The organism is Pseudomonas sp. GM84 (assembly GCF_000282535.1).
Classification (GTDB): Bacteria; Pseudomonadota; Gammaproteobacteria; order Pseudomonadales; family Pseudomonadaceae; genus Aquipseudomonas.
In genome coordinates, this window is the sequence record NZ_AKJC01000007.1 from 1 (window position 1) to 22,966 (window position 22,966).

Genomic DNA, 22,966 nt, shown 5'->3' on the forward strand with positions numbered 1-22,966 from the left:
GCCGGCTTGCCGGCGATGGCCGCGCAGCGGCCGCTGTTATTCCAGGTTCAACTTGTCTTCCAGACGGTCGAGATGCTCATGCATCAACGCCAACGCCGCCGCCTCGTCACCGGCCTCCACGGCATCGATGATCGCGGCATGCTCCTGCCAGGCGCAGTGGTCGCAGCAGGGTGACTCATAGCGGGCGATGATCAACGAGGTCATCGGCACCAGGCCGTTGAGAAACCTGGCCAGTGGCGCGTTGGCGGCCACCTGGGCGAGCTTGAGGTGAAACTCGCCGCCCAAGCGGATGGCCGCGCAGCGCTCGCCCCGTTCGTGATGCTGGCGTTCGCGCTCCACCAGCTGGCGCAACTGGCGCACCTGCGAAGGCCGCGCGCGCTGGGCAGCCAGGCTGATCAAGGTGGTTTCGGCCAGGCGCCGGGCGCTGAGCACCTGGCGTGCCTGTTGCGGGTCGGGCGCGGCCAGGTGGGCGGTGTGGCTGGGGCGTTGCACCACCACCTGCTGGTCCGACAGCCGTCCGAGCACCCGGCGGATCACCGTGCGGCTGACCCCGAAGGCGTTGCCCAGTGCCTGTTCGGGCAGCAGGCTGCCAGGTGGCAGGCGTTGTTCGAGGATGGCGTCGAACAGGCGCGGGTAGATCTGATCGGCCGACAGGCGGGTTTCGCCAGCGGCAAGCAGCGCAGGCAGGCGGGGGGCGGCGTGGGCGCAGGCGGTCATGGTCGCTCTCCTTGGGGTCAGGGCTGCGGATGGTCGTCCGGGATGTTCAGTTCGATGCCCATGCGCAGGCCTTCGGCCAGGATGTGCTGGCGCATCTGGGCACTGGCCTGGGCGCTGTTGCGCTCGCGTATGGCGCGGACCACGGCTTCGTTTTCCTTGAGCCGTGCGGCCAGGTGTTCGGGGGAGTTGCGCAGCATGCTGGCGCTTTGCTTGAGGGCATTGCCGGTCTGTTGCACCACGCTCTGGAAGATCGGGTTGGTGGTCAGGGCGAACAGCGCTTCGTGGAAGGCGATGTAGGCCTTGGCGCCGGCCTCGCTGTCATCGGCTTCCAGCGCCTCGCGCATGTCCATCAGGGTCAGGCGCAACTGGCCGATGTCCTGGCTGTTGGCCGACTGCGCCACCAGGCCGACGATGAACGGTTCGAGGGTGTAGCGCAGCTCCAGCACGTCGGCCAGGCTGGCGGCGGCGGTATCGCTGCCGGGTTCGTGCACGGCCGCCTCGGCATCCAGCACCAGTACGCCCTTGCCCGGCAGCGAGCGCACCAGGCCCAGGGTTTCCAGCACGGTCACCGCTTCGCGCAGGCTGGGGCGGCTGATGCCCAGCTGTTCGGCCAGTTCGCGCTGGCCGGGCAGCATGTCGCCGGAGCGCCATTGCCCGCGGGCCAGGGCCTGGCGCAGTTTTTCCACCACTGAGGTGACGACGGTCGATGAGCTGATCACGTTTCGCTCCTGAAAGGGCCGGCGTCAGCGCCGGCCACATGGGCTCAGAATTCCTGTTGATGGGCGTTGGCTGGCTTGCGTGGTGCATGGGCGAAGCCGGGTTTGCCAGCCAGCACGTTCTGCGCACGCTCAAGGTCGATGTCTTTTTCCCAGCGGGCAATGGCCACCGTGGCCACGCAGTTGCCGATCAGGTTGGTCAAGGCCCGGCCGATGCCCATGAACCAGTCCACCGCCAGCACCAGCACCAGGCCCACCACCGGAATGGCCGGCACGGCGGTCAGGGTAGCGGCCAGGATCACCAGCGCCGAGCCTGGGATGCCGTGGGCACCCTTGGAAGTCACCAGCGAGACCAGCAGGATGGTCAACAGGTCGGTCATCTCCAGCGGCGTACCGGTGGCGTTGGCGATGAACACGATGGCCAGGGTCAGGTAGATGGAGAAACCGTCCAGGTTGAACGAGTAGCCGGTCGGGATCACCAGGCCCACGGTGGAGCTGCCAATCCCCAGGTGCTCGAGCTTGCGCATGATCTGCGGCAGCACGGCGTCGGACGATGCGGTGCCGAGGACGATGGTCAGTTCTTCGCGCAGGTACTTGATGAACGGCAGCAGCTTGAGGCCCGACAGACGCATCACCGTGCCGAGGATGACCAGCACGAAGCCGGCGCAGGTCAGGTAGAACAAGGCCACCAGGCCGCCCAGGTGCTGCAGCGATTCCAGGCCGTACTTGCTGGTGGTGAAGGCGATGGCGCCGAATACACCGATCGGCGCCAGGCGCACGATCATGCCCATGATGCGGAAGATCACATGGCTCAGTTCGTTGATCAGCCGCGAGATGCCGGCCGCCGATTCGCCCACCAGGTTCAGCGCGCTGCCGAACAGCACCGAGAACAGCAGCACCTGGAGAATGTTGTTGTCGGCGAAGGCACCCACCACCGAAGTCGGGATCAGGTCCATGAAGAATGCGGTGGCGCCGTGGATATGCTGGCCGCGTTCGGCCAGGCTGCTGGCGTCGGCGCTGGACAGTTGGTCCAGGTGGATGTTGGCACCGCTGCCGATGCCGCTGCTGAAGGCGAACACCAGCCCGATCACCAGGGCGATGGTGGTCAGTACTTCGAAGTAGATCACCGATTTGAGGCCGATACGGCCGACTTTCTTCAGGTCGCCGGCACCGGAAATGCCGCTGACCACCACGCAGAAGACGATCAGGCCGATGAGCATCTTGATCAGCTTGATGAAGCCATCGCCAAGGGGTTTGAGTTGCAGGGACAGGTCGGGGAAGCTGAGGCCGCAGGCGATGCCGAGGGCAAGGCCGAGCACCACTTGCAGGAAGATCGAACGCGAGCACCATTTGAGCATGGGAGTGATCTCTGGTCGGTGTCCTTGCTTCGGTGCCGCACGGGGCGAAAGAGCGCAGGACTTCATTATTTTTGTGGTCTTACCGGTTTGTTCAGCGCGGACTCATAAAACCGCGAAAAATCGGCCATTGCAAGGAATTTTGGCCTTACCGGTCTGACCAGTTGTGGTGCATTCTGGCCTGCCAGGCTCTAGTCCGGTGCGTACGTTGGTTGGAAGGGTTCGACACACCGCAGGTGTTGCGCAGAGCGAGATCAGGCATTGGCCAGCACCTGTTCCAGCGCTGCAATCCGCTTGCCAATATCCTGGGGCGGTAAGGCATATTTCGTTACATTTGTATCATTCATGTAATGAATTTCGTAGAATTCACGGCGTGGATAAGTCCCGATGGCTGCCTATACAGCTGCCGGTACGTCAGTGAATGGAGTTTCAACGTGCGCCTCAACTTGCCGGTTACCCCGGTCGAGCAATGTTTCCCCCCCGATCAGCGGCTGATTTCGGCCACCGACACCGCCAGCCTGATCACCTACTGCAACCCCGAATTCGCCGCCATCAGCGGCTACAGCGAGGCCGAGCTGATCGGTAGCCCGCACAACCTGGTGCGCCACCCGGACATGCCATCGGCGGTGTACGAGTTGATGTGGCGTTACCTCAAGGCGGGCAAGAGCTGGATGGGGATCGTCAAGAACCGCTGCCGCAACGGCGACTTCTACTGGGTCAATGCCTATGTCACGCCGATCCTCGAAGGCGGGCGGGTAGTGGGCTATGAGTCGGTGCGGGTCTGCCCGACCCGTGAGCAGATACGACGGGCCGAGGCCCTGTATGCACGCTTGCGCGAGGGGCAGGCCGCGATACCGGTGGGCCGCCGGCTGGCGCTGCTGGGCCGGACGCTGGCCTTGCCGCTGCTGGGCGGGCTGCTCGCCGTGGGCGCCAACCAGCTGTGGCCGGGGCCGCTCGGCCAAGGGTTGACCCTGACATTGTTCGCGGCCTACGGGCTGTGGGCGCGCAATGACCTGGGCCGGCAGTTGCGGCAGGTGATCGATGGCGCCGAGGGCACGTTCGCCGACCCGCTGGCCGCGCTGACCTACAGCGACTTGCCGGGGGCGGCCGGGCAGCTGCAGCTGATCCTGATCGGCGAGGAGGCGCGTCTCAAGACCGCGCTCACTCGCCTGAGCGACCTGGCCGCGCAAATGGCCGTGGCGGCGCAGGATGCGGGGCGCCTGTCGCGCGGCACCGAGACCGCATTGCTGGAGCAGCGTGCGGAGACGGACCTGAGCGCCACCGCGATGACCGAAATGGCCGCCTCCATCGGCGAAGTCGCCAGCCACGTACAGCTCACGGCAGGCGAAGCGCATACCGTGCACCTGCTCGCCGAGCAAGGCAGCCAGGTGGCCGACGCCAGCGGCGCGGCGATCCGCGCGTTGGCCGACACGGTCGAGCAGATCAACCAGGCGGTCCTGCACCTGGCCGGTCAGTGCGCCGGGATCGGCGAAGCCACCGGGATGATCCGCGCCATCGCCGAACAGACCAACCTGCTGGCCCTCAATGCGGCCATCGAAGCGGCGCGGGCCGGCGAGCAGGGGCGTGGCTTTGCCGTGGTGGCCGATGAGGTGCGGGCGCTGGCCGACAAGACTCGCCAATCGACCTTGCATATCCAAGGCATCATCGACGGCCTGCGCAGCGGTGCCGAGCAGGCCGTGGACATGGCCAGCCAGGGTATCGCCGGTGCCGAGCAGGGCGTGGTGCAGGTGCAGCAAGCGCAGCAGACGCTGCATGACATCCGTGACGCGGTGCAACGCATCAGCAGCATGAGCCAGCAAATGGCGACCGCCTCGCAGCAGCAATCGGCGGTGGCCGAGGACGTCTCGCGGCAGATCAATGGCGTGGCGGGCATCGCTCAGCAGAGCGCCCGCAGTGCCAATGCCGCCGCTTCGCGTGGTGCGGAGCTTGAGCAGGTGTGCGTTGGATTGCGCGCCCTGGTAGAGCGCTTCAACCGCTGACCCGGGATGCTTATGGACGATATCTATCGCGCAGCCGTGGACGCGGCCGCGATCTTTTCCGAAACCGATCTGCGTGGGTCTATCACCTACGTCAACCAGCAGTTCTGCAGTATCTCCGGCTACAGCCGCGACGAATTGCTGGGGGCCAACCACCGCATTCTCAATTCGGGCCTGCACGAGCCGGAATTCTTCCTGAGCATGTGGCGGGCCCTGGCCGCGGGCAAGGTGTGGAAGGGCGAGATCTGCAACCGCGCCAAGGATGGCTCGCTGTATTGGGTCGATAGCACCATGGTGCCGCTGATCGATCCGTCGACCGGGCAGGTGCGCAAGTACGTGTCGATCCGCTTCGATGTCACCGAAAAGCGCCAGTTGCTGCATACCCTGCAGTGGCGGGTGGGGCACGATGTGCTCACCGGCCTGCCCAACCGTGCCTACCTGTCGGACTTGCTCAACCAGGCCCTGGCCTTCTCCCGCCGGGAAGACATCTCCCTGGCGGTGTGCATGCTCGACCTGGATGGTTTCAAGGCGGTCAACGATGGTTACGGGCACGCGACGGGCGACCTGCTGCTGGTGGAAGTGGCGCAGCGGCTCAAGGGCATCTTGCGCAGTGGTGATTCGGTGGCGCGGCTGTCGGGCGACGAGTTCGTGCTGATATTGCGCCATGTCGACACCCCCCAGCAGTTGCATGTCGCCTTGCAGCGCGTGCTACGGGGAGTGGCCGCGCCCTATGCGATACGCGAGCAACGGCTGTCGTTGAGCGCCAGTATCGGGGTCACCCTGTTCCCCCTGGACGATGAGGATGCCGACACCCTGGTGCGCCACGCTGACCAGGCCATGTACGTGGCCAAGCAGCAGGGCCGCAACCGCTACCACGTGTTCGACGTGTCCCAGGAACTTGAACTGCAGGCCACACACCAGACCGTGGCGCGGGTGCGCTGGGCCCTGCGCAACCGTGAGCTGTGCCTGCATTATCAACCCAAGGTCAACCTGCGTACCGGCCAGGTGCTGGGCTTCGAGGCCCTGCTGCGCTGGCAGCGACCCGGCGGCGAGCTGGTCTTGCCGGGCAAGTTCTTGCCACTCGTGGAGCAGACCGACTTGATCGTCGAGATCGGCGAGTGGGTGATCGAACACGCCCTGCAGCGGCTGCAGGCTTGGCAGCGCCAAGGTCGGCCCTGGTCGCTGAGCGTCAACATTGCCGCCCGCCACTTGCAGCGTGACGATTTCGTCGAGCGCCTGAAGCAGTTGCTGGTGGCGTATCCGCATGTCGACCCGAGCCGGCTGGACCTGGAAATCGTCGAGTCGCTGGCGATCGACAACCTGCCGCATGTCAGCCGCTGTCTGGAAGCCTGCCAGGCGCTGGGGGTGCGGTTTTCCCTGGATGATTTCGGCACCGGGTACTCGTCGCTCAGTTACCTCAAGCGCCTGCCCACCCAGACCATCAAGATCGACAAGTCGTTCGTGCGCGACATCCTTCACGACCAGGATGACCTGGCCCTGACCGGCGCGGTGATCGGGCTGGCGCGGGCCTTTGGCCGCGAGGTGATCGCCGAAGGGCTGGAAAGTGTCGAGCATGGGCGGGTGCTGATGGCGCTGGGTTGCGAGCTGGCCCAGGGGTACTGCATTGCGCCACCGATGCCCGCTAGGCAGGTGGTGCAGTGGGTGGCGAGCTATCGGCAACCCAGCGAGTGGAAAGACGAGTGACCTGGACGGCCCCTTGCCAGGTATCCGGCAAGGCGCCCTCCAGGCCTCGGTTCAGGCCAGCGAGCTGGCCATGACCTCGGTCAGGCTGCGCAGCAGTGCCTGTTCCGCCGCGGTGCGGGTACTGAGCAGCAACGCGCTCGCGCGGGTGTAGATGTCGGTTTCATCGGCATAGCGATCGGAAACCAGGTCGACCCGCTGCACGACACCGTCGCGCCGCCAGTGCAGGCCGTCGATGTCGCCCAGTTCCTGCTCCAGTGCATCGATGTAGGCTGCCGGCACTTCTGGCCCGGTATAGTCGCCCGGGTTCTCCGTGGCTTCGGTCAGTTCGCTGTGGTACTCGGTTGCCGCTTCCCATTCCCTGGCCAGCGCGTCGAACGCATTCGCCCGCAGGCGGCGCAGCCAGGTCTGCCAGAACCGCTGCTCGCAGGCCCATTGGCTGAACACGCTGCGACTCACATCCGACATCACGGCGACGCCCAGTCGGTTCACGGTTGCGGGGCTCAGGCGTGCCAGGTAGTCGAACATGATCTGCTGGGGTTGCGGCGGTAGTCCGAGCGTTTCGCGCAGGTGCATGCGCGCATGCAAGGCCATCTCGATTTCGTCGATGTTGTAGTCGGGCTCGGTCAGTGCTGCATCGTCCAGGTCATCGTCGTCATCCAGGGGCGGCGCGGCTTCACGCGCTGCAGCGTCGGTTGCCTCCGCCAGTGCCCGGCGCCTGGCCACGCGGGCGTTGTACAGGGCCCCTACGCGCTCGTCGAGGCGCTGCTGACGCAGCAGCCCGGCGGCGCTGTTCACCGCTACCTGCTCGCTCGCTGCGCCAGCCTCGGCGGCGCTGACCGCATCCCACAGCATCACGTCGGTTTCGATCTGCTGGAACAGCAGGCTGGCCTGGTCGACGCAGCCCTGGGTGGCATCGTTGATGGTCTCGATGACCTGTTCGTGCAATTGCGCCCGGCCCCATCCACCGCCGTCAGCTTCGCCAGGGTTGGCACCGAGGGTGCGCAGGACATGTTGCATGCGTGCCCGCACGCGGGTCGGTTGGTTCAGGTAGTCCGCCGTTCGGGTCAACCGTTCGAACAGTTGGTACAGCGGCTGCCAGCTCGGCTCGTTGGCGGTCAACGCCTGGTGCTCCAGCAGTTCGGCTGGCCAGTCGATGTACCAGGGGACGTCGGCGTCGCCGACACTGATCGCGGACAGTCCGGCATCGGCCAGACGCTGTTGCGCCTGCTCGCTGAACGGGTTGTTGTCGAAGTCGTAACGGGCTCGCGGTTCGCCCGCATGTACCGCCTCGGCGAAAGCACTGCCCTGAAGGGCGGGCGCATCGGTGATTTCGTTCTCGCTGAGATCCAGGCTCTGTAACTGCAAAGGGCGTCGATTCAGCAGTTCGGCAAGGCCGTTTGGCCATTCGGCGATGCCGGTTCGCTGCAGGTCCAGTGCCTGCAACCGATGCCAGTCGCTGACATCGGGCGCCATGTCCAGCGGGTTCTCACTCATGAACAGGGTGTGCAGGCGGTCCAGGCGGGCGAGGGCGGCGCGGCTTTGTTCGGTCAGGGTGGTTTCATTACCGGCCATGCTCAGGTCGATCAACGCAGGCCAGCGTTGCAGGGCCTGGAAATGCTCGGTGGTGAGGTTCAGTCCATTGCTGTCGATCGCCAGGGTCGCCAGGTTCGGCAGGTTGGCCAGCCGCTCCAGCGCGGCAGCGGGTAGCGTCTGCAGGGTATTGCTGAGGTTGAGGCGCTGCAGGTTGTTGCACCCTGCCAACAGATCGAGGCTGGCGCCGTCGCCAAGCTCAAGGCTGTTGTTCGACAGATCCAGGGTTTGCAATTCGGCCATTCGTTCGACCGAGGGCGGGATGTGCTCGAGCAGGTTGCATTCCAGGTCCAGGGCTCGCACGTTGGGGAAGCTATCGAGAAAGGTATCCAGGCTGGCAAGCGATGACTCGAACAAAAAGGTGACGCTCAACTGCCGCACATGGGGCATGGGCGCTGGCAAGGTGGGCAGGGCGCCGAGGTTGCGGCCATCGAGTTCGAGGATCACATGCTCGATGCTGCTGGCGAGGTTGGTCGACTCCCGGCGCCAGGCCATGCGCAAGCGCCTGGCGGCTTCGGCGCGGGCGCTGCGTTGCACGATGAAGGCACCGCTTTCAGCCACATAGGGGGCGTGGACCCATAGCGCCAGGGCGCTTTCAAGCTGCAGGTACTCGACCCTGAGACGTTCGAGCAGCGCGCCGAACGGTTGCCCGCCGGCTTCCTGGAGCAGGCGTTGGCGCAAGACCACCCGGGCCTGCGGATCGGTGGCAGGGAACAGCCGGTTGAACAGCTCGTCTTCGGTGATCCAGCCCTGGCCGCGCCCGCTGAGCGCATAGCCGAACTGGCCGCCCGGCAAGCGTCGTGGCAGGCGGTAAAACGGTCGCACAGGTTGCATGCCCAGGGCGCGTGCTGCATGGGCCCGGTCGCCGGCCAGGAGGTCGAACAGGGCGTCGTTGAGTGCTTCCGGTTCGTGGATCTGCAGGCCCAGCGACAGGCGTTCGCTGTCGGGCAACGCATTGAGAATCGCCTGGAAGATGTCCACCCGGTTGGCCAGGGTTTCATCCTGTTCATTGCGTGGCTCATAACCTTTTTCGCGGCGGATGACCTTCTTCGTCGGCAGCTGCTCATGACCGCAGGCATGCATCAAGCGACCGGATGACGAACCTTCGCGCAGCTCGACGCGCACGCTGCCTGTCCAGCCTGGCAGTTGCTCAAGGGCGCCGAACACCAGGGCGTCGCGGTCAACGACCGGGCCGCTGTGCAGCCGCATCCGGGCCAGGGCGCGGTTCAGGCGGCCGTCGCGCAGGTAAAGGCGCGCGGTTTCGGCCAGGCGCAGGGGCACGCGTTGGGTGCGTTGCATCTGCTCAAGTTCCGCCGGGCGCGCCTGGGCGAGCATCTCGGCCTGCACCCTTGCGCTGAGCGACGGGAAGTCTCGCGCCAGCAGATTGCCGTTGGCCGTGACTGCCGGTGGCGGAGGGACCTGACCGCCCAACGCCTCCAGGCTGTCGAGCAACAACGCCGGGGCCGATTCGCGGTCGACCATCACCCGGCGCAGCATCGTTTCGTCATACCCGCTGCATTGCAAGGCGCGCTGCAGCGCTGGCTGGTCCATGCCGGTGGCGGTACTGGCCAGCCGCTGCAACAGCTGGGCGCGATCCCAGTGCAGGGGCTGTTCATGGGCGAAGATCCAAGGCCCTGGCGCGTCGCCCTGCAAGGTCGGCTGGATGCGGTGCCCCTGGGTTGCAACCAGGCGCCGACTGCCATCTGTGGTGTTTTCAAGCGGATAGCGCCGGCCCTGCATCTTGAGCCAGCTTTGCCCTTGCCCTTGATGCAGGCCGTCGGCACGTGCGGCCAAGGGTTGTAGTGCCTCGCGCCGGAAGGGTGCCAGGTCGCCGTGCCACAGCCGTGTACCGACCGCGCTGTCGATCATGTGCCAGGCCTGCAAGGGCCCGGTGGGCGCAGCCAAGCTCGCCGCAGCGCCCAGGGCAGCGAACTGCGCCAGGCTTTCGACAACACCGAACAGGTGGGCGATTGCCTCGTCACTGTCCTGCTGGTTGGCGGCATGAACGCCTTCGAGGAACTCGTCGACGATCTGTGCGCCGCCCGCCACCAGCATCAACTCGGCCAGGCCGGGGACGAAGAAGCTCGCCATGTTCAGTACGGTCAGCCCGGTGCCCAGCCAGCTTTCGATGCGTGCCAGTTGCGCACGGGCGTCGAGCTGGCCGACCGGGACGGCTACGCGGGCGGCATCGACGAACTTGCGTTCCACCAGTGTCCGCGCCCGGGCCTTGAAGCAATCGCCCGTCCAGGGTGTGAGGGTGAGCGGCAGGCGGGCGTTCAGGTCACGGGTTTCCTGCCAGATGTCGTGGGGCGAGGGGAAGGTACGCCTGAGCCAGCTGAAGCGGTCACCTTTGTCCAGCACCGGCGGTGTGGCGTGCAGTTCGTCGTAAGGGTATAGCGGGTAAAGGCACTCGCGCAGGCGCTGGCTGAAACCGGCCTGCTCGGCCAGTGGCACATGGCGGCAGAAAAACGCACGAAAATCGTGATCGGCCAAGCGCTGGGTCAGCGTGGTTTTCAGTGTCGCCAAGGAGGCGTACTGGCGCAGCGGGCCTTGTGGGTCGCCCGGCAGATAGAAGAGGCAGGGTTCGCTGGCGCTGGGCTGTTCCAGCTGGATGACCAGCGGGCCGTACAGGGGCGTGTCGAACAGGCTCAGGTACGCACACTGCAAGGTGCGGTTGCCGGAGGGCGTGGCGACGGTTGCCTGGTTTTCCTGTGCGGCCCGGGCAAGTGTTTCGCCGCGGTTGTCGATGTGGCCGCGCAATGTCGCCAAGGCGGTTTCGGCTCGCAGGCTGGCACGGTCCTGTGATTCGAGCAGCGCACGAAAGGCGTCGTTGTCGACCACATCACCCAGGTGAAAGCGGTATCGCTGGCCCAGGTCAAGGTTTCGCACGCCTTTGATGAAGGTCGAGGGATCCAGCGCCAGCGGGCTGAAATCCGCGGCGAGCAGTTTGATCCGGGCATCGGGCTGGAAATTCTGCAGGGCAGCTTCCAGCACGGACAGGTGCTTCAAGCGCGGTTCTTCGTTGAACAGCACCCGCGCCTGGAGCAGCGACGCCGCCGGTGTATCCGGGAACCAGCGGGCGAGCGCCGGTTCCAGCAGCGGGCGGCAGAAGGCATCGACCGCTTGCAATGGCGCGAAGGCCTGTCTCAGGCGCTGTGTCTGGCGCTGGCTATCACGGATCAGCAACGCCAGTTCGGCGCGCTGTGCCGGGCTGGCCTGGCGCAGCCACTGGGGGATCTGGCGTTGGACCAGAGCGAGATGGGAATGAAGGGCGTGGGTCATCGACAGCTCCTGCGGGTGAGGGAGCAGGGAGGCTAGCGATGCCTGTGTGCGCGCGCGGGTAGATAGACACTACCCGTCGACAGGCCCTGCACTGCTTTTCACCACCGCCAGTTCCGGGTGGGCGACCAGTTTGTCGATGTGCAGTGCCTCGGTGTTCATCCAGCTTTCGCTCAGCACCCGGTAGTGCTCCATGTCACGGCAGCGCAGGCGCAGGCTGTAGTCGAAATGGCCGCTGATCAATTGGCACTCATGCACCTGCGAGCAGGCGCGCATGGTGGCTTCGAAGGCCTTTTGGGCGGCACGGCCGCTCTGGTTGGACAGGGCCACCAGCACCAGCAGGGAAAGGCCGGGGGCGACTTTCTGCACGTCGATGATGGCGCCGTAGCCGCGAATCACGCCGCGTCGCTCCAGCTTGCGCACGCGCTCAAGACACGGGCGCGGGGTGAGGTGAACCAGCGTCGAAAGCTTTTCGAAGGTGATACGGCCGTCAACGCGCAGCACATTGATGATGGCTTCGTCGATGCGGTCCAGGGGAGGGAGTGGAACGTCCTTGGTGTCCATGCGCTTGGGCTTCTTTGTCGAAGGGGCATGGACAAGATAGGCGGTAAGGGGCCGCTGTGCAGCAGCCCCCGGTCAATCCATCAGGCACAAGCGGAGTCGGCCCTGGGCTTGGCACGGATTTCCACCACCCGAGGTTGCAGCAGCGCATACAGGTCTTTCGGGTTTTCCAGCGCCGGCACCAGCGCGATGTCCTGGCCGATGGTCATGGCCCGCGCGCTATCCAGCACGTAGCGCAGCGCCGAGTAGTCCTCCAGGGCAAAACCGACCGAGTCGAACAGGGTCACCTGCGCTGCGTGCTCGCGGCCTGGGGCGGTGCCTGCGAGCACGTGCCAGAACTCGGTCACCGGCGAGTCGGCCGGCATCTGCTGGATCTCGCCTTCGACCCGGCTTTGTGGTTCGTACTCGACAATCACCCGGGCCCGCTCGACGATCTCGCGGTGCAGCTCGGTCTTGCCGGGGCAGTCGCCGCCCACGGCGTTCAGGTGCATGCCGGGCTCGATCATGTCCGGGGTGAGGATCGTGGCATAGGCTTTGTCGGCGGTGACCGTGGTGACGATATCGGCGCCGCGCACCGCTTCGGCAACCGACTTGGCGACGATCAGCTTCAGCCCAGGCCGGCCGGCCAGGTTGGCCACCAGTTTTGCCGTGGCGGCGGGGTCGATGTCGTACAGGCGGATTTCATCGATGCCCAGCAGCGTCTTGAAGGCGATGGCCTGGAACTCGCTTTGCGAGCCATTGCCGATCAACGCCATGCTCCGGCTGTCCTCGCGCGCCAGGTAGCGGGCGGCCAGGGCCGAGGTGGCTGCGGTACGGATCGCCGTGGTCAGGGTCATCTCGCTCAGCAGCAGCGGTGCGCCGGAGCTGACCTCGCTCAGGGCACCGAACGCCATGACGGTGGGCAGGCCGAGGCGAGTGTTCTTCGGGTGGCCGTTGACGTACTTGAAGGCGTACAGGCCGGCGTCGGCGACCGGCATCAGTTCGATCACCCCGTCAGGCGAGTGGTTGGCCACCCGGGCGCACTTCTCGAAAGCCTGCCAGCGCAGGTAGTCCTGGCGGATGTACTCGGCCATTTCCACCAGGCAGGTGGCCAGGCCCTTGCGGTTGACCAGGCGGGCGAGGTCTTGCACGTCGATATAGCGAGTCATGGCAGTCTCCTTGCGGCAGCGCATTCCAGAGTTGGCTCAAAGCCATTGTCCCGCGGGCAGAGGGCACATACTGGCTGAAGCAGGGCAGGCGCCCAGCGGGACCGGCTGATTTCAGGCGAGTGGCAGCCGAATCGGCTGTGACGTGTCTGCAATCATTGTTCGCGCAATCTTTTGTACAGGGTGGTGCGGCTGATACCGAGCTCGCGTGCGACGGCCGAAAGGTTGCCTTTGGCATTTTGCAGCCGCGTCTGCAGGTCGTCCTCGGGCAGTGCGACACTCATGGCCGCTGGCCCCCGAGACTCGGCCAGAAAGCCCGATGGCAGGTGTTCGAGCGTGATCGGCCCGGTGCCTGCCAATGCCAGCGCGACCTGCATCACGCTGACCAGCTCGCGCACATTGCCTGGCCAGGGGTGGCACACGAGCAACTCGAGGATGGCCTGCGGCAGCCGCTCCGGCTGCCCCGGCTCGCGGTGCTGGGCATGCACCTGTTCGATCAGTTGCCGCCGGTCGCTGCGCTCGCGCAGCGCTGGCAAGACCACCGCCATGGCGGCGATGCGGTAGTAGAGGTCCTGACGAAAGCGCCCGGCACGCACCTCTTCGGCCAGGTCGCGGTTGCTCGCCGAGATTACCCGGATATCCACCGCCACCGGTTCACCGCTGCCCAGCGGCTGGATGCTGCGCGCCTGCAACACACGCAACAGGCGGGCCTGGGTAGGCAGCGGCATGTCACCGATTTCGTCGAGGAACAGGATGCCCTGGTCGGCCTTGCGGATCAGCCCGGGGTTGCCCTTGTGGTGAGCGCCGGTGAAGGCGCCTTTGTCATAGCCGAACAGCTCCGACTCCACCAGCTCGGCGGGAATGGCGGCGCAGTTGACGGCGATCAACGGCTGGCGGGAGCGGCTGCTGGCGCGGTGCAGGGTTTCGACGAACAGCTCTTTGCCAACCCCCGTTTCACCCTGGATCAACAGGGGAATGTCTTTCTCCAGCAACAGGCTGGCCTGGGCCAGGGCCTTTTCCAGGCGTGGGTCGCTGCCCGGCGCTGCTGTGCGCGGCGGGCTTTGGCGGGGGGCTTGCCACTGGCAGTGGAAGCGGTTGCGCCCGGCCGCCTGCAGGGCGAAGGCTTGCCGTTGGGGGTGAGCGAGCAACTGGCGCAAGGGGATCTGGAACAGCTGTTCGAGGTTCTGTCGCCGCGGGTCGCCCCCCAGCAGGCTGTCGGCCCGATGATTGGCCGCCAGCACCTGGCCGCGCTCATCGAACACCAGCAAACCGGCCCAGGGGCTGTCGAGGTTGTCGGAGCCACTGTTGAACAGCAGCTGCGCGTGGCGATCGGCGTGCTGGGCCAGAATCAGGCGGTTCTCCAGGCTCTGGCCCATCATGCGCACAAGGCCCAGGGTCTGGGTGGCCGGCAGGTAGCCATCGCTGGCCACATCGAGCACCCCGACCAGCTGCCGCTCGGCATCGAACAGCGGCGCCGCGGCGCTGGCCAGGTAGTGGTTCTGGCGCAGGTAGTGTTCATCCTGGCCGACATGGATCGGTTCGGCGCAGACCAGGGCGGTGCCAAGCGCATTGGTACCTACGCCCCGTTCGTGCCAATGGGCGCCGGCACTGAAGCCGTGTTGCTGGCGCGGCTCGACGAAACGCCGCGAGCCCCAGGTGTCGAGCAGGCACCCGCTGGCGTCGGCCAGCATCACCAGGTAGCTGGCATTGCCCAGCAAGTGCGCGTACTGCGGCAGCACCTCGTCGCGGGTCAGGCGCAGCAGCGACTCGCGCCGCTCCAGCAGGGCGTTCAGTTCGGTGCGGGTGAGGCAGTCGAAGTCCGGCGCGCTTTGCGGCTGCAGGCCATGCTCGCGACAGCGGGCCCAGGAGGCCTGGATCAGTTGGGCGTGGGTCGAAGCGGATGTGGCCATGGGCCTGTCCTGTGTGATTGTTGTTATCGGCCGACCGCCGTTCAGTGTCGTTCACGGCTGTTCAATGTCAAACCCGCGAGTGTTCAGGTGTTCAGCGAAACTGTTCAGTTGTGAACCACGGGTGGCCGGTCAACGGTGGCAAAGGCGCATGCCAGAGCGAAGGGGCGAAACTGGCATGGAACTGGCTCTGTATGGCGGACAACAATCAAAAAAAGGGCCGCACACCATGTCCCTGGTGCTGGATCAGGTCAGTCGAAGTATCGATGGCCATGCCTGGATCATCGATGCCTCCCTGCGTTTCGAACCAGGGTCGTTCAACGTGTTGCTGGGCCGCACCCTGGCCGGCAAGACCAGCCTGATGCGCCTGATGGCCGGCCTCGACCGCCCGGATCGGGGGCGCGTGCTGATGGATGACAAGGATGTGACCGGCATTGCGGTGCGCCACCGCAACGTGTCGATGGTGTATCAGCAGTTCATCAACTACCCGACCTTGAGTGTCTTCGAGAACATTGCTTCGCCACTGCGCCAGGCGGGCCTGGCCGAGGCGGACATCCGCAGGCGGGTGCAGGAAACCGCCGAGATGCTGCGCATCGAGGCCTACCTGCAACGCTTGCCGCTGGAGCTGTCCGGCGGTCAGCAGCAGCGCACGGCCATGGCCCGGGCGCTGGTCAAGGATGCCTCGCTGATCCTGTTCGACGAGCCGCTGGTCAACCTCGACTACAAGCTGCGTGAGGGCCTGCGCCAGGAACTGCGCGAGCTGTTCGCCGCGCGCCACTGCATTGCCGTGTATGCCACCACCGAGCCCAACGAAGCGCTGGCGCTGGGCGGCACCACGACCTTGTTGCACGAAGGCCGCATCGTGCAGAGCGGGGCCACTGCCGAGGTCTATCAGCGCCCCTGCAGCGTGCTGGCCGCCGAGCTGTTTTCCGAACCCCCGATCAACCTGATTCCGGGCCGCATCAGCGGCAACGAAGTGAGCCTGGCCCAGACCGTACACTTCGCCCGTAACGCCGACTTGCAGCGCCTGGGGGATGGCGATTACCGCTTCGGCGTGCGCCCCAGCCACATCACCCTGGTGCCGTCCCACGACGATGACCTGGAGCTGGCCGTGCGGGTGGAGTTGGCCGAGATCAGTGGTTCGGAAACCTTCCTGCACGTGCGTAACGAACACTGGCGGATGGTCCTGCACCTGCCAGGCGTACACGAATACCAGGTGGATGCGCCGATTCGCGTGTTCATCCCCACCCACAAGCTGTTCGTCTTCGACAGCGCAGGTGCACTGGTGCAGGCGCCTGGCCTGCGCCAGGCGAGGAGTGCCTGATGGCCGAGATCCGCCTGCGCCACTTGGCCCACAGTTACAGCCGCCAGCCTGCCAGCGAGGCGGACTATGCCCTGCATGCGCTGGACCATGTGTGGGAGCAGGGCGGGGCCTATGCCTTGCTGGGGCCCTCCGGGTGCGGCAAGTCGACCCTGCTCAACATCATCTCGGGCCTGCTCACGCCGTCCCATGGCGAGGTGCTGTTCGACGGCAAGCCGGTCAACGACTTGCTGCCGCAGCAGCGCAACATCGCCCAGGTGTTCCAGTTCCCGGTGGTGTACGACACCATGACGGTGTTCGACAACCTGGCCTTTCCCTTGCGCAATCAGGGCCTGGACGAGGGGCGGGTGCGCAGCCGGGTCGAGGAAATCGCCGAGGTGCTCGACCTGTCGGCGGTGCTGCAGAAAAAGGCGCGCAACCTCAGCGCCGACGAAAAACAGAAGGTCTCCATGGGCCGCGGCCTGGTGCGCGACGACGTCTCGGCGATTCTCTTCGATGAGCCGCTGACGGTGATCGACCCGCACCTGAAATGGAAGCTGCGGCGCAAGCTCAAGCAGATCCATGAGCAGTTCAACATCACCATGATCTACGTCACCCACGATCAGCTGGAGGCCTCGACCTTCGCCGACAAGATCGCGGTGATGCACGGCGGGCGCATCGTCCAGTTCGGCACCCCGCGCGAGCTGTTCGAGCGGCCCCGGCATACCTTCGTCGGCTACTTCATCGGCAGCCCGGGCATGAACCTGATCGATGTGCGGGCCGAGGCCGATGGCGTGGCGTTCGGTGATATCCACCTGCCCCTGCCCGAGGGCCTGCGCGAGCGTCTGGCGGCGACGGGCGGCGGGCGCCTGCAGGTGGGGATTCGCCCGGAATTCGTGCAGCTGTGGGACAGCCCGTTCGATCAGGCCTACCCGGCGCAGGTGCTCGACGTCGAGGACCTGGGCACCTACCGCATCGTCACCCTGGCGTTGGGTGGGGTGTCGCTCAAGGCACGCCTGGCGGAGGATCGGCCATTGCCGGCGGCGCAGGCCTGGGTGAGCCTGCCGGCGCAGTGGCTGATGCTGTATGTCGACGATGTGCTGCTGGAGGCCGGGCCATGAACAAGGTGCCCAACAACAAGGCCTGGTGGCTGGTGTTGCCGGTGTTCCTGCTGGTGGCCTTCAGCGCCGTGGTGCCGATGATGACCGTGGTCAACTATTCGCTGCAGGACATCTTCGACCAGTCCAACCGCTACTTCGTGGGGGCCGACTGGTATCGCCAGGTACTGCGTGACCCGGCCTTGCACGATGCCTTGCTGCGCCAGTTCATCTACTCGGCCTGTGTGCTGGCGATCGAGATCCCGCTGGGCATCGCCATCGCCCTGACCATGCCGACCCAGGGGCGCCGGGCCTCGCTGTGCCTGATCGTCATGGCCATTCCGTTGCTGATTCCGTGGAACGTGGTCGGCACCATCTGGCAGATCTTCGGCCGCGCCGACATCGGCCTGCTCGGCGCGACGCTGGCCAAGCTGGGGGTGAACTACAACTACGCCAGCGACACCTTCGACGCCTGGCTGACCGTGCTGGTGATGGACGTGTGGCACTGGACCTCGCTGGTGGCACTGCTGTGCTATTCGGGTCTGCGCGCGATCCCGGACGTGTACTACCAGGCGGCGCGCATCGACCGTGCCTCGAACTGGGCGGTGTTCCGGCACATCCAGCTACCCAAGCTGAAGAACGTATTGCTGATCGCGGTGATGCTGCGCTTCATGGACAGCTTCATGATCTACACCGAGCCGTTCGTGCTGACCGGCGGGGGGCCGGGCAACGCCACCACCTTCCTCAGCCAGACCCTCACGCGCATGGCCGTGGGGCAATTCGACCTGGGCCCGGCGGCGGCGTTTTCGCTGGTGTACTTCCTGATCATCCTGCTGGTGTCGTGGCTGTTCTATACGGCCATGACCCACGCCGACAAGGACTAGGCCATGAGCACGAAAAAGACCCTGGTCCTGCTGCTGTATTTCTTCTTCCTGCTGGTGCCGATCTACTGGTTGCTGAACATGTCGTTCAAGAGCAACACCGAGATCCTCGGTGGCCTGACCCTGTGGCCGCAGGCCTTCACCCTCGACAACTACCGGGTGATCTTCACCGATGCCAGCTGGTACAGCGGCTACCTCAACTCGCTGTACTACGTGTGCCTGAACACGGTCATTTCGCTGCTGGTGGCGCTGCCGGCGGCCTATGCCTTTTCGCGTTACCGCTTTCTCGGCGACCGCCACCTGTTCTTCTGGCTGCTGACCAACCGCATGGCGCCGCCGGCGGTGTTTCTGCTGCCGTTCTTCCAGCTGTATTCGTCGATCGGCCTGTTCGACACGCACATTGCCGTGGCCTTGGCCCATTGCCTGTTCAACGTGCCGCTGGCGGTGTGGATCCTCGAAGGCTTCATGTCCGGCGTGCCCAAGGAAATCGACGAAACCGCCTACATCGATGGCTACAGCTTCCCGCGCTTCTTCGTGAAGATCTTCATTCCGCTGATCGGTTCCGGCATCGGCGTGACGGCGTTCTTCTGCTTCATGTTCTCGTGGGTCGAGCTGCTGCTGGCGCGCACCCTGACGTCGGTCAACGCCAAGCCGATCGCGGCGGTGATGACCCGCACCGTGTCCGCCTCCGGGATCGACTGGGGGGTGCTGGCCGCGGCCGGCGTGCTGACCATCCTGCCGGGCATGCTGGTGATCTGGTTCGTCCGCAACCATGTGGCCAAGGGCTTCGCCCTGGGCCGGGTATAGGGAGGTAGCCCGCATGGAGTGGATGGCCTGGACCCTGCCCACGGCGCTGTTCTTCGCGGCCGTCGGCGTGCTGTTGCTGTGCATGACCTTGTTCGAGCTGCGCCGCCCTTGTGTCGAGCGGCGCGGCTTCCTGCCGATCGTCACCAGCCGTGGCGACCGGTTGTTCATCGGCCTGCTGGCCAGCGCCTACCTGCACCTGCTGGTGGTCGGGCTCAGCGACTGGCCGTTGTGGGTGGCCTCGCTGCTGTCGCTGGGCTGGCTGGTGGTGGTGATGCGCTGGGGCTGAGCGACGGCTCCGGGGAATAACTCAATCGGGAGATCACAATGTTCCAGAACAATCACAAACGGCGACATTTGACCCTGGCCGCGTGGCTGGTACTGGCCAGCGTGCAGGGCACGGCGTGGGCCGACCAGTACGAGGACGCGGCGAAAAAGTGGATCGGCAGCGAGTTCAAACCGTCCACCCTGACGCCTGAACAGCAGTTGGCCGAGCTCAAGTGGTTTATCAAGGCTGCCGAGCCGTTTCGTGGGATGAAGATCAACGTGGTGTCGGAAACCATCACCACCCATGAGTACGAGTCCAAGGTGCTGGCCAAGGCCTTCAGCGAGATCACCGGCATTCAGCTGACCCACGACCTGCTGCAAGAAGGTGATGTGGTGGAGAAGCTGCAGACGCAGATGCAGTCGGACAAGAACATCTATGACGGTTGGGTCAACGACTCCGACCTGATCGGTACGCACTTTCGCTACGGCAAGGTGGAATCGATCACCGACCTGATGGCCAACGAAGGCAAGGACTACACCTCGCCAACCTTGGACATCAAGGATTTTATCGGCCTGTCCTTCACCACCGCCCCGGACGGCAAGGTCTATCAGTTGCCCGACCAGCAGTTCGCCAACCTTTACTGGTTCCGCGCCGACTGGTTCGAGCGGCCGGAGCTCAAGGCCAAGTTCAAGGAAAAATACGGCTACGAGCTGGGCGTGCCGGTGAACTGGTCGGCCTACGAGGACATCGCCAAGTTCTTCACCGAGGACGTCAAGGAAATCGACGGCAAGCGGGTGTACGGCCACATGGACTACGGCAAGAAAGACCCCTCGCTGGGCTGGCGCTTCACCGATGCCTGGTTCTCCATGGCCGGCGGCGGCGACAAGGGCCTGCCCAATGGCTTGCCGGTGGACGAGTGGGGGATTCGCGTGGAGGATTGCCACCCGGTCGGCTCCAGTGTGACCCGCGGCGGCGACACCAATGGGCCGGCGGCGGTCTATGCGACGCAGAAGTACGTCGACTGGATGCGTGCCTACGCGCCCAAGGAAGCCCAGGGCATGACCTTCTCCGAGGCCGGTCCGGTACCGGCCCAGGGCAACATCGCCCAGCAGATCTTCTGGTACACCGCGTTCACCGCCGACATGACCAAGCCGGGGCTGCCGGTGGTCAATGCCGACGGCACGCCGAAGTGGCGGATGGCGCCATCGCCCAAGGGGCCGTACTGGGAGGAGGGGATGAAGCTGGGGTATCAGGATGCCGGCTCCTGGACCTTCTTCAAGTCGACGCCGGAAAAGCAGCGCCTGGCCGCGTGGCTGTACGCCCAGTTTGTCACGTCGAAGACGGTGTCGCTGAAGAAGACCATCGTCGGCCTGACGCCGATTCGCGAGTCGGACATCAACTCCCAGGCCATGACCGACCTGGCGCCCAAGCTGGGTGGGCTGGTGGAGTTCTACCGCAGCCCGGCGCGGGTGCAATGGACGCCGACCGGTACCAACGTGCCGGACTATCCACGCCTGGCGCAGTTGTGGTGGAGCCATATCGCCGAAGTGGCCAGTGGCGAGAAGACCCCGCAGGAGGCGCTGGACGGCCTGGCGCGTGACCAGGACAAGATGATGGAGCGGCTGCAGCGCTCCAATGCGCAGGCGACCTGTGCGCCGAAGCTGAACCCGGAGAAAGATGCCCAGTACTGGTATGACCAACCGGGGGCGCCGAAGGCGAAGCTGGCCAACGAGAAACCCAAGGGCGAGACGGTCAGTTACGAGGAACTGCTGAAGTCGTGGGAGGCGGCGCGCAAGTGACTGGCTAGAGATTTGCGTTGGCCGCTTCGCGGGACAAACCCGCTCCCACAGGCTCAACACAACGCTTGAATGTTGCGCAAAACCTGTGGGAGCGGGCTTGTCCCGCGAAGAGGCCAGTACAGCCAGCCAACAAGTCTCAGGCAAAAAAAAACGGCACCTGCCAGAGGTGCCGTTTTCATCTCACGCAATCTTACTTATGCAGCTCTTCAGCGGCATACAGCGTGTTCTCCAGCAGGCAAGCGCGGGTCATCGGCCCGACGCCACCCGGCACCGGCGTGATCCAGCCGGCACGGGGCAGGGCGGTCTCGTAGACCACGTCGCCGACCAGCTTGCCATCGTCCTGGCGGTTGATGCCGACGTCGATGACGATGGCGCCTTCCTTGATCCACTCACCCTTGACCAAGCCCGGCTTGCCGGCGGCTACCACCACCAGGTCGGCGCGGCCGACGTGGCCGGGCAGGTCCTTGGTGAAGCGGTGGCAGACGGTAACGGTGCAGCCGGCCAGCAGCAGCTCCATGGCCATCGGTCGGCCAACGATGTTGGACGCGCCGACGATCACCGCGTTCATGCCGTACAGGTCCTGACCGGTGCTTTCCAGCAGGGTCATGATGCCTTTTGGCGTGCACGGGCGCAGCAGCGGGATACGCTGGGCCAGGCGGCCGATGTTGTAAGGGTGGAAGCCATCGACATCCTTGTCCGGGCGGATACGTTCGAGCAGCAGCGAGGCATCCAGGTGCGCCGGCAGCGGCAGCTGCAGCAGGATGCCATCGACGGCCGGGTCGTCGTTGAGGCGGTCGATCAGCTCGGTCAGGGCTTGCTGCGTGGTATCGCTGGGCAGGTCGAAAGCTTGCGAAATGAAGCCGACCTCTTCGCAGTCCTTGCGCTTGTGCGAGACATAGACTTGGGAGGCGGGGTCGGTGCCGACCAGGATCACCGCCAGGCCTGGCGTGCGCAGGCCTTGCTGGCGACGCTCCTCGACACGTTGAGCGATCTCTTTGCGCAGGTTGGCGGCGATCGCCTTGCCATCGATTAGGTGTGCAGTCATAGACGCGTGATTAACCATCGAGAAAGGAACAATAAAGAGGGCGCATTCTCGCACGACACGGCCCGAGGGCAAAGGCGGGTGGTCGGGCAAATCCCCTAACCCCTTAAATAATTTAAATTTTTTTGAAAAAGGTGTTGACGCTCTACCGGCTCGCCTATAAGATTCGCCGCACTTGTCGGGCACAGCCTAGCACTGGTTGGCTAAGTCGGGCAGAATGAGTGGTTTGTCGCTCGTTCGGTTAGGCTTTAAGCTTATGCGCCCGTAGCTCAGCTGGATAGAGCATCCGCCTTCTAAGCGGATGGTCGCAGGTTCGAGTCCTGCCGGGTGCGCCATTAGGCCGCATGGGCAAGCAAGTAAGGCTGTTTAGCGATATGGTGGGCGTAGCTCAGTTGGTAGAGCGCTGGATTGTGATTCCAGTTGTCGTGGGTTCGATTCCCATCGTCCACCCCATATTCTTCAAAGGCGCCTTGATTGTAGATCTGGCGCCTTTGTTTTAAGCGCTACGCGGACGTGGTGAAATTGGTAGACACACTGGATTTAGGTTCCAGCGGCGCAAGCTGTAAGAGTTCGAGTCTCTTCGTCCGCACCATGTTTCTGTAAAGGCAGTACCGCAGCATCGCAAGACCGCAATATGGTGGGCGTAGCTCAGTTGGTAGAGCGCTGGATTGTGATTCCAGTTGTCGTGGGTTCGATTCCCATCGTCCACCCCATATTCTTCGAAGGCGCCTTGATTGTATAATCAGGCGCCTTTGTTTTTTCTGCCTCGCGCGGACGTGGTGGAATTGGTAGACACACTGGATT

At 64.8% G+C, this 22,966-nt stretch carries 15 protein-coding genes, 4 tRNA genes and 2 pseudogenes; 13 read left to right on the top strand and 8 right to left on the bottom strand.

Features of this window, described 5'->3' with window-relative positions; all coding sequences use genetic code 11:
- Nucleotides 1-36: 36 nt before the first annotated feature.
- The 3 genes from PMI38_RS00765 to PMI38_RS00775 are packed head-to-tail and all read right to left on the bottom strand — an operon-like array spanning nt 37 to nt 2,791.
- Entirely contained in the window at nt 37-717 is a 681-nt protein-coding gene (locus PMI38_RS00765) for a GntR family transcriptional regulator (protein ID WP_008089425.1), read from the bottom strand.
- 17 nt (nt 718-734) lie between these two features.
- Complete coding sequence (locus PMI38_RS00770; protein WP_008089427.1) at nt 735-1,436, bottom strand: FadR/GntR family transcriptional regulator; 702 nt, start codon at nt 1,434-1,436, stop codon at nt 735-737.
- A gap of 44 nt (nt 1,437-1,480) precedes the next feature.
- Entirely contained in the window at nt 1,481-2,791 is a 1,311-nt protein-coding gene (locus tag PMI38_RS00775) for a C4-dicarboxylate transporter DctA (protein ID WP_008089430.1), read from the bottom strand.
- 347 nt (nt 2,792-3,138) lie between these two features.
- Between PMI38_RS00775 and PMI38_RS27790 the strand changes: the two are divergent.
- The 3 genes and pseudogenes from PMI38_RS27790 to PMI38_RS00785 all read left to right on the top strand — a co-directional run.
- Nucleotides 3,139-3,552 (top strand): annotated as a pseudogene (locus tag PMI38_RS27790) (PAS domain-containing protein); the annotation flags it as partial.
- Nucleotides 3,553-4,299: 747 nt separating this feature from the next.
- Nucleotides 4,300-4,788 (top strand): annotated as a pseudogene (locus PMI38_RS27795) (methyl-accepting chemotaxis protein); the annotation flags it as partial.
- A 12-nt stretch (nt 4,789-4,800) separates the two neighbouring features.
- Entirely contained in the window at nt 4,801-6,489 is a 1,689-nt protein-coding gene (locus tag PMI38_RS00785) for a putative bifunctional diguanylate cyclase/phosphodiesterase (protein ID WP_008089435.1), read from the top strand.
- A gap of 51 nt (nt 6,490-6,540) precedes the next feature.
- Here PMI38_RS00785 and PMI38_RS00790 read toward each other — a convergent pair whose 3' ends face one another.
- The 4 genes from PMI38_RS00790 to PMI38_RS00805 form a co-directional block, all read right to left on the bottom strand.
- Nucleotides 6,541-11,361 (bottom strand): dermonecrotic toxin domain-containing protein, encoded by a 4,821-nt coding sequence (locus PMI38_RS00790; protein WP_008089437.1) that lies wholly within the window; start codon nt 11,359-11,361, stop codon nt 6,541-6,543.
- A gap of 69 nt (nt 11,362-11,430) precedes the next feature.
- Nucleotides 11,431-11,922 carry an Lrp/AsnC family transcriptional regulator gene (locus PMI38_RS00795; protein WP_008089438.1) on the bottom strand — a complete coding sequence of 164 codons (492 nt, stop codon included), beginning with the start codon at nt 11,920-11,922 and terminating at the stop codon, nt 11,431-11,433.
- Between the two features lie 80 nt (nt 11,923-12,002).
- A complete protein-coding gene (locus PMI38_RS00800) occupies nt 12,003-13,067 on the bottom strand; it encodes an ornithine cyclodeaminase (protein ID WP_008089439.1) in 1,065 nt (354 codons plus the stop codon).
- A gap of 152 nt (nt 13,068-13,219) precedes the next feature.
- Nucleotides 13,220-14,974, bottom strand: coding sequence for a sigma-54-dependent Fis family transcriptional regulator (locus PMI38_RS00805; RefSeq protein WP_008089441.1), 1,755 nt, complete (start codon nt 14,972-14,974; stop codon nt 13,220-13,222).
- A 226-nt stretch (nt 14,975-15,200) separates the two neighbouring features.
- On the opposite strand from PMI38_RS00805, the gene PMI38_RS00810 reads away from it, so the two are divergent.
- Genes PMI38_RS00810 through PMI38_RS00835 form a run of 6 tightly spaced genes read left to right on the top strand, consistent with a single transcriptional unit; the run spans nt 15,201 to nt 21,120 of the window.
- Nucleotides 15,201-16,295, top strand: a complete 1,095-nt coding sequence (locus PMI38_RS00810) for an ABC transporter ATP-binding protein (protein WP_008089443.1) — start codon at nt 15,201-15,203, stop codon at nt 16,293-16,295.
- A complete protein-coding gene (locus PMI38_RS00815) occupies nt 16,295-17,392 on the top strand; it encodes an ABC transporter ATP-binding protein (RefSeq protein ID WP_008089445.1) in 1,098 nt (365 codons plus the stop codon). Before PMI38_RS00810 ends, PMI38_RS00815 begins: the two co-directional genes overlap by 1 nt.
- Complete coding sequence (locus PMI38_RS00820) at nt 17,389-18,252, top strand: carbohydrate ABC transporter permease (RefSeq protein WP_008089446.1); 864 nt, start codon at nt 17,389-17,391, stop codon at nt 18,250-18,252. The genes PMI38_RS00815 and PMI38_RS00820 overlap by 4 nt, the downstream gene beginning before the upstream one ends.
- 3 nt (nt 18,253-18,255) lie before the next feature.
- The gene (locus PMI38_RS00825; RefSeq protein ID WP_008089448.1) at nt 18,256-19,056 is read left to right on the top strand and encodes a carbohydrate ABC transporter permease; all 801 of its coding nucleotides are present in this window, start codon (nt 18,256-18,258) and stop codon (nt 19,054-19,056) included.
- A gap of 13 nt (nt 19,057-19,069) precedes the next feature.
- Entirely contained in the window at nt 19,070-19,342 is a 273-nt protein-coding gene (locus tag PMI38_RS00830; protein WP_008089450.1) for a DUF2160 domain-containing protein, read from the top strand.
- A 38-nt stretch (nt 19,343-19,380) separates the two neighbouring features.
- Nucleotides 19,381-21,120 (top strand): ABC transporter substrate-binding protein, encoded by a 1,740-nt coding sequence (locus PMI38_RS00835; RefSeq protein ID WP_008089452.1) that lies wholly within the window; start codon nt 19,381-19,383, stop codon nt 21,118-21,120.
- 190 nt (nt 21,121-21,310) lie between these two features.
- On the opposite strand, the gene folD is transcribed toward PMI38_RS00835, so the two are convergent.
- Nucleotides 21,311-22,165: a bifunctional methylenetetrahydrofolate dehydrogenase/methenyltetrahydrofolate cyclohydrolase FolD gene (gene folD, locus PMI38_RS00840; RefSeq protein WP_008089453.1), complete on the bottom strand. Its 855-nt coding sequence runs from the start codon at nt 22,163-22,165 to the stop codon at nt 21,311-21,313.
- Nucleotides 22,166-22,420: 255 nt separating this feature from the next.
- Between folD and PMI38_RS00845 the strand changes: the two genes are divergently transcribed.
- The 4 genes from PMI38_RS00845 to PMI38_RS00860 all read left to right on the top strand — a co-directional run bounded on the left by PMI38_RS00845 (nt 22,421) and on the right by PMI38_RS00860 (nt 22,875).
- Nucleotides 22,421-22,497, top strand: a tRNA-Arg gene (locus tag PMI38_RS00845).
- Between the two features lie 42 nt (nt 22,498-22,539).
- Nucleotides 22,540-22,615 (top strand) — tRNA-His (locus tag PMI38_RS00850).
- A 54-nt stretch (nt 22,616-22,669) separates the two neighbouring features.
- Nucleotides 22,670-22,754: transfer RNA gene (locus PMI38_RS00855), tRNA-Leu, on the top strand.
- 45 nt (nt 22,755-22,799) lie between these two features.
- Nucleotides 22,800-22,875, top strand: a tRNA-His gene (locus PMI38_RS00860).
- Nucleotides 22,876-22,966: the final 91 nt, after the last annotated feature.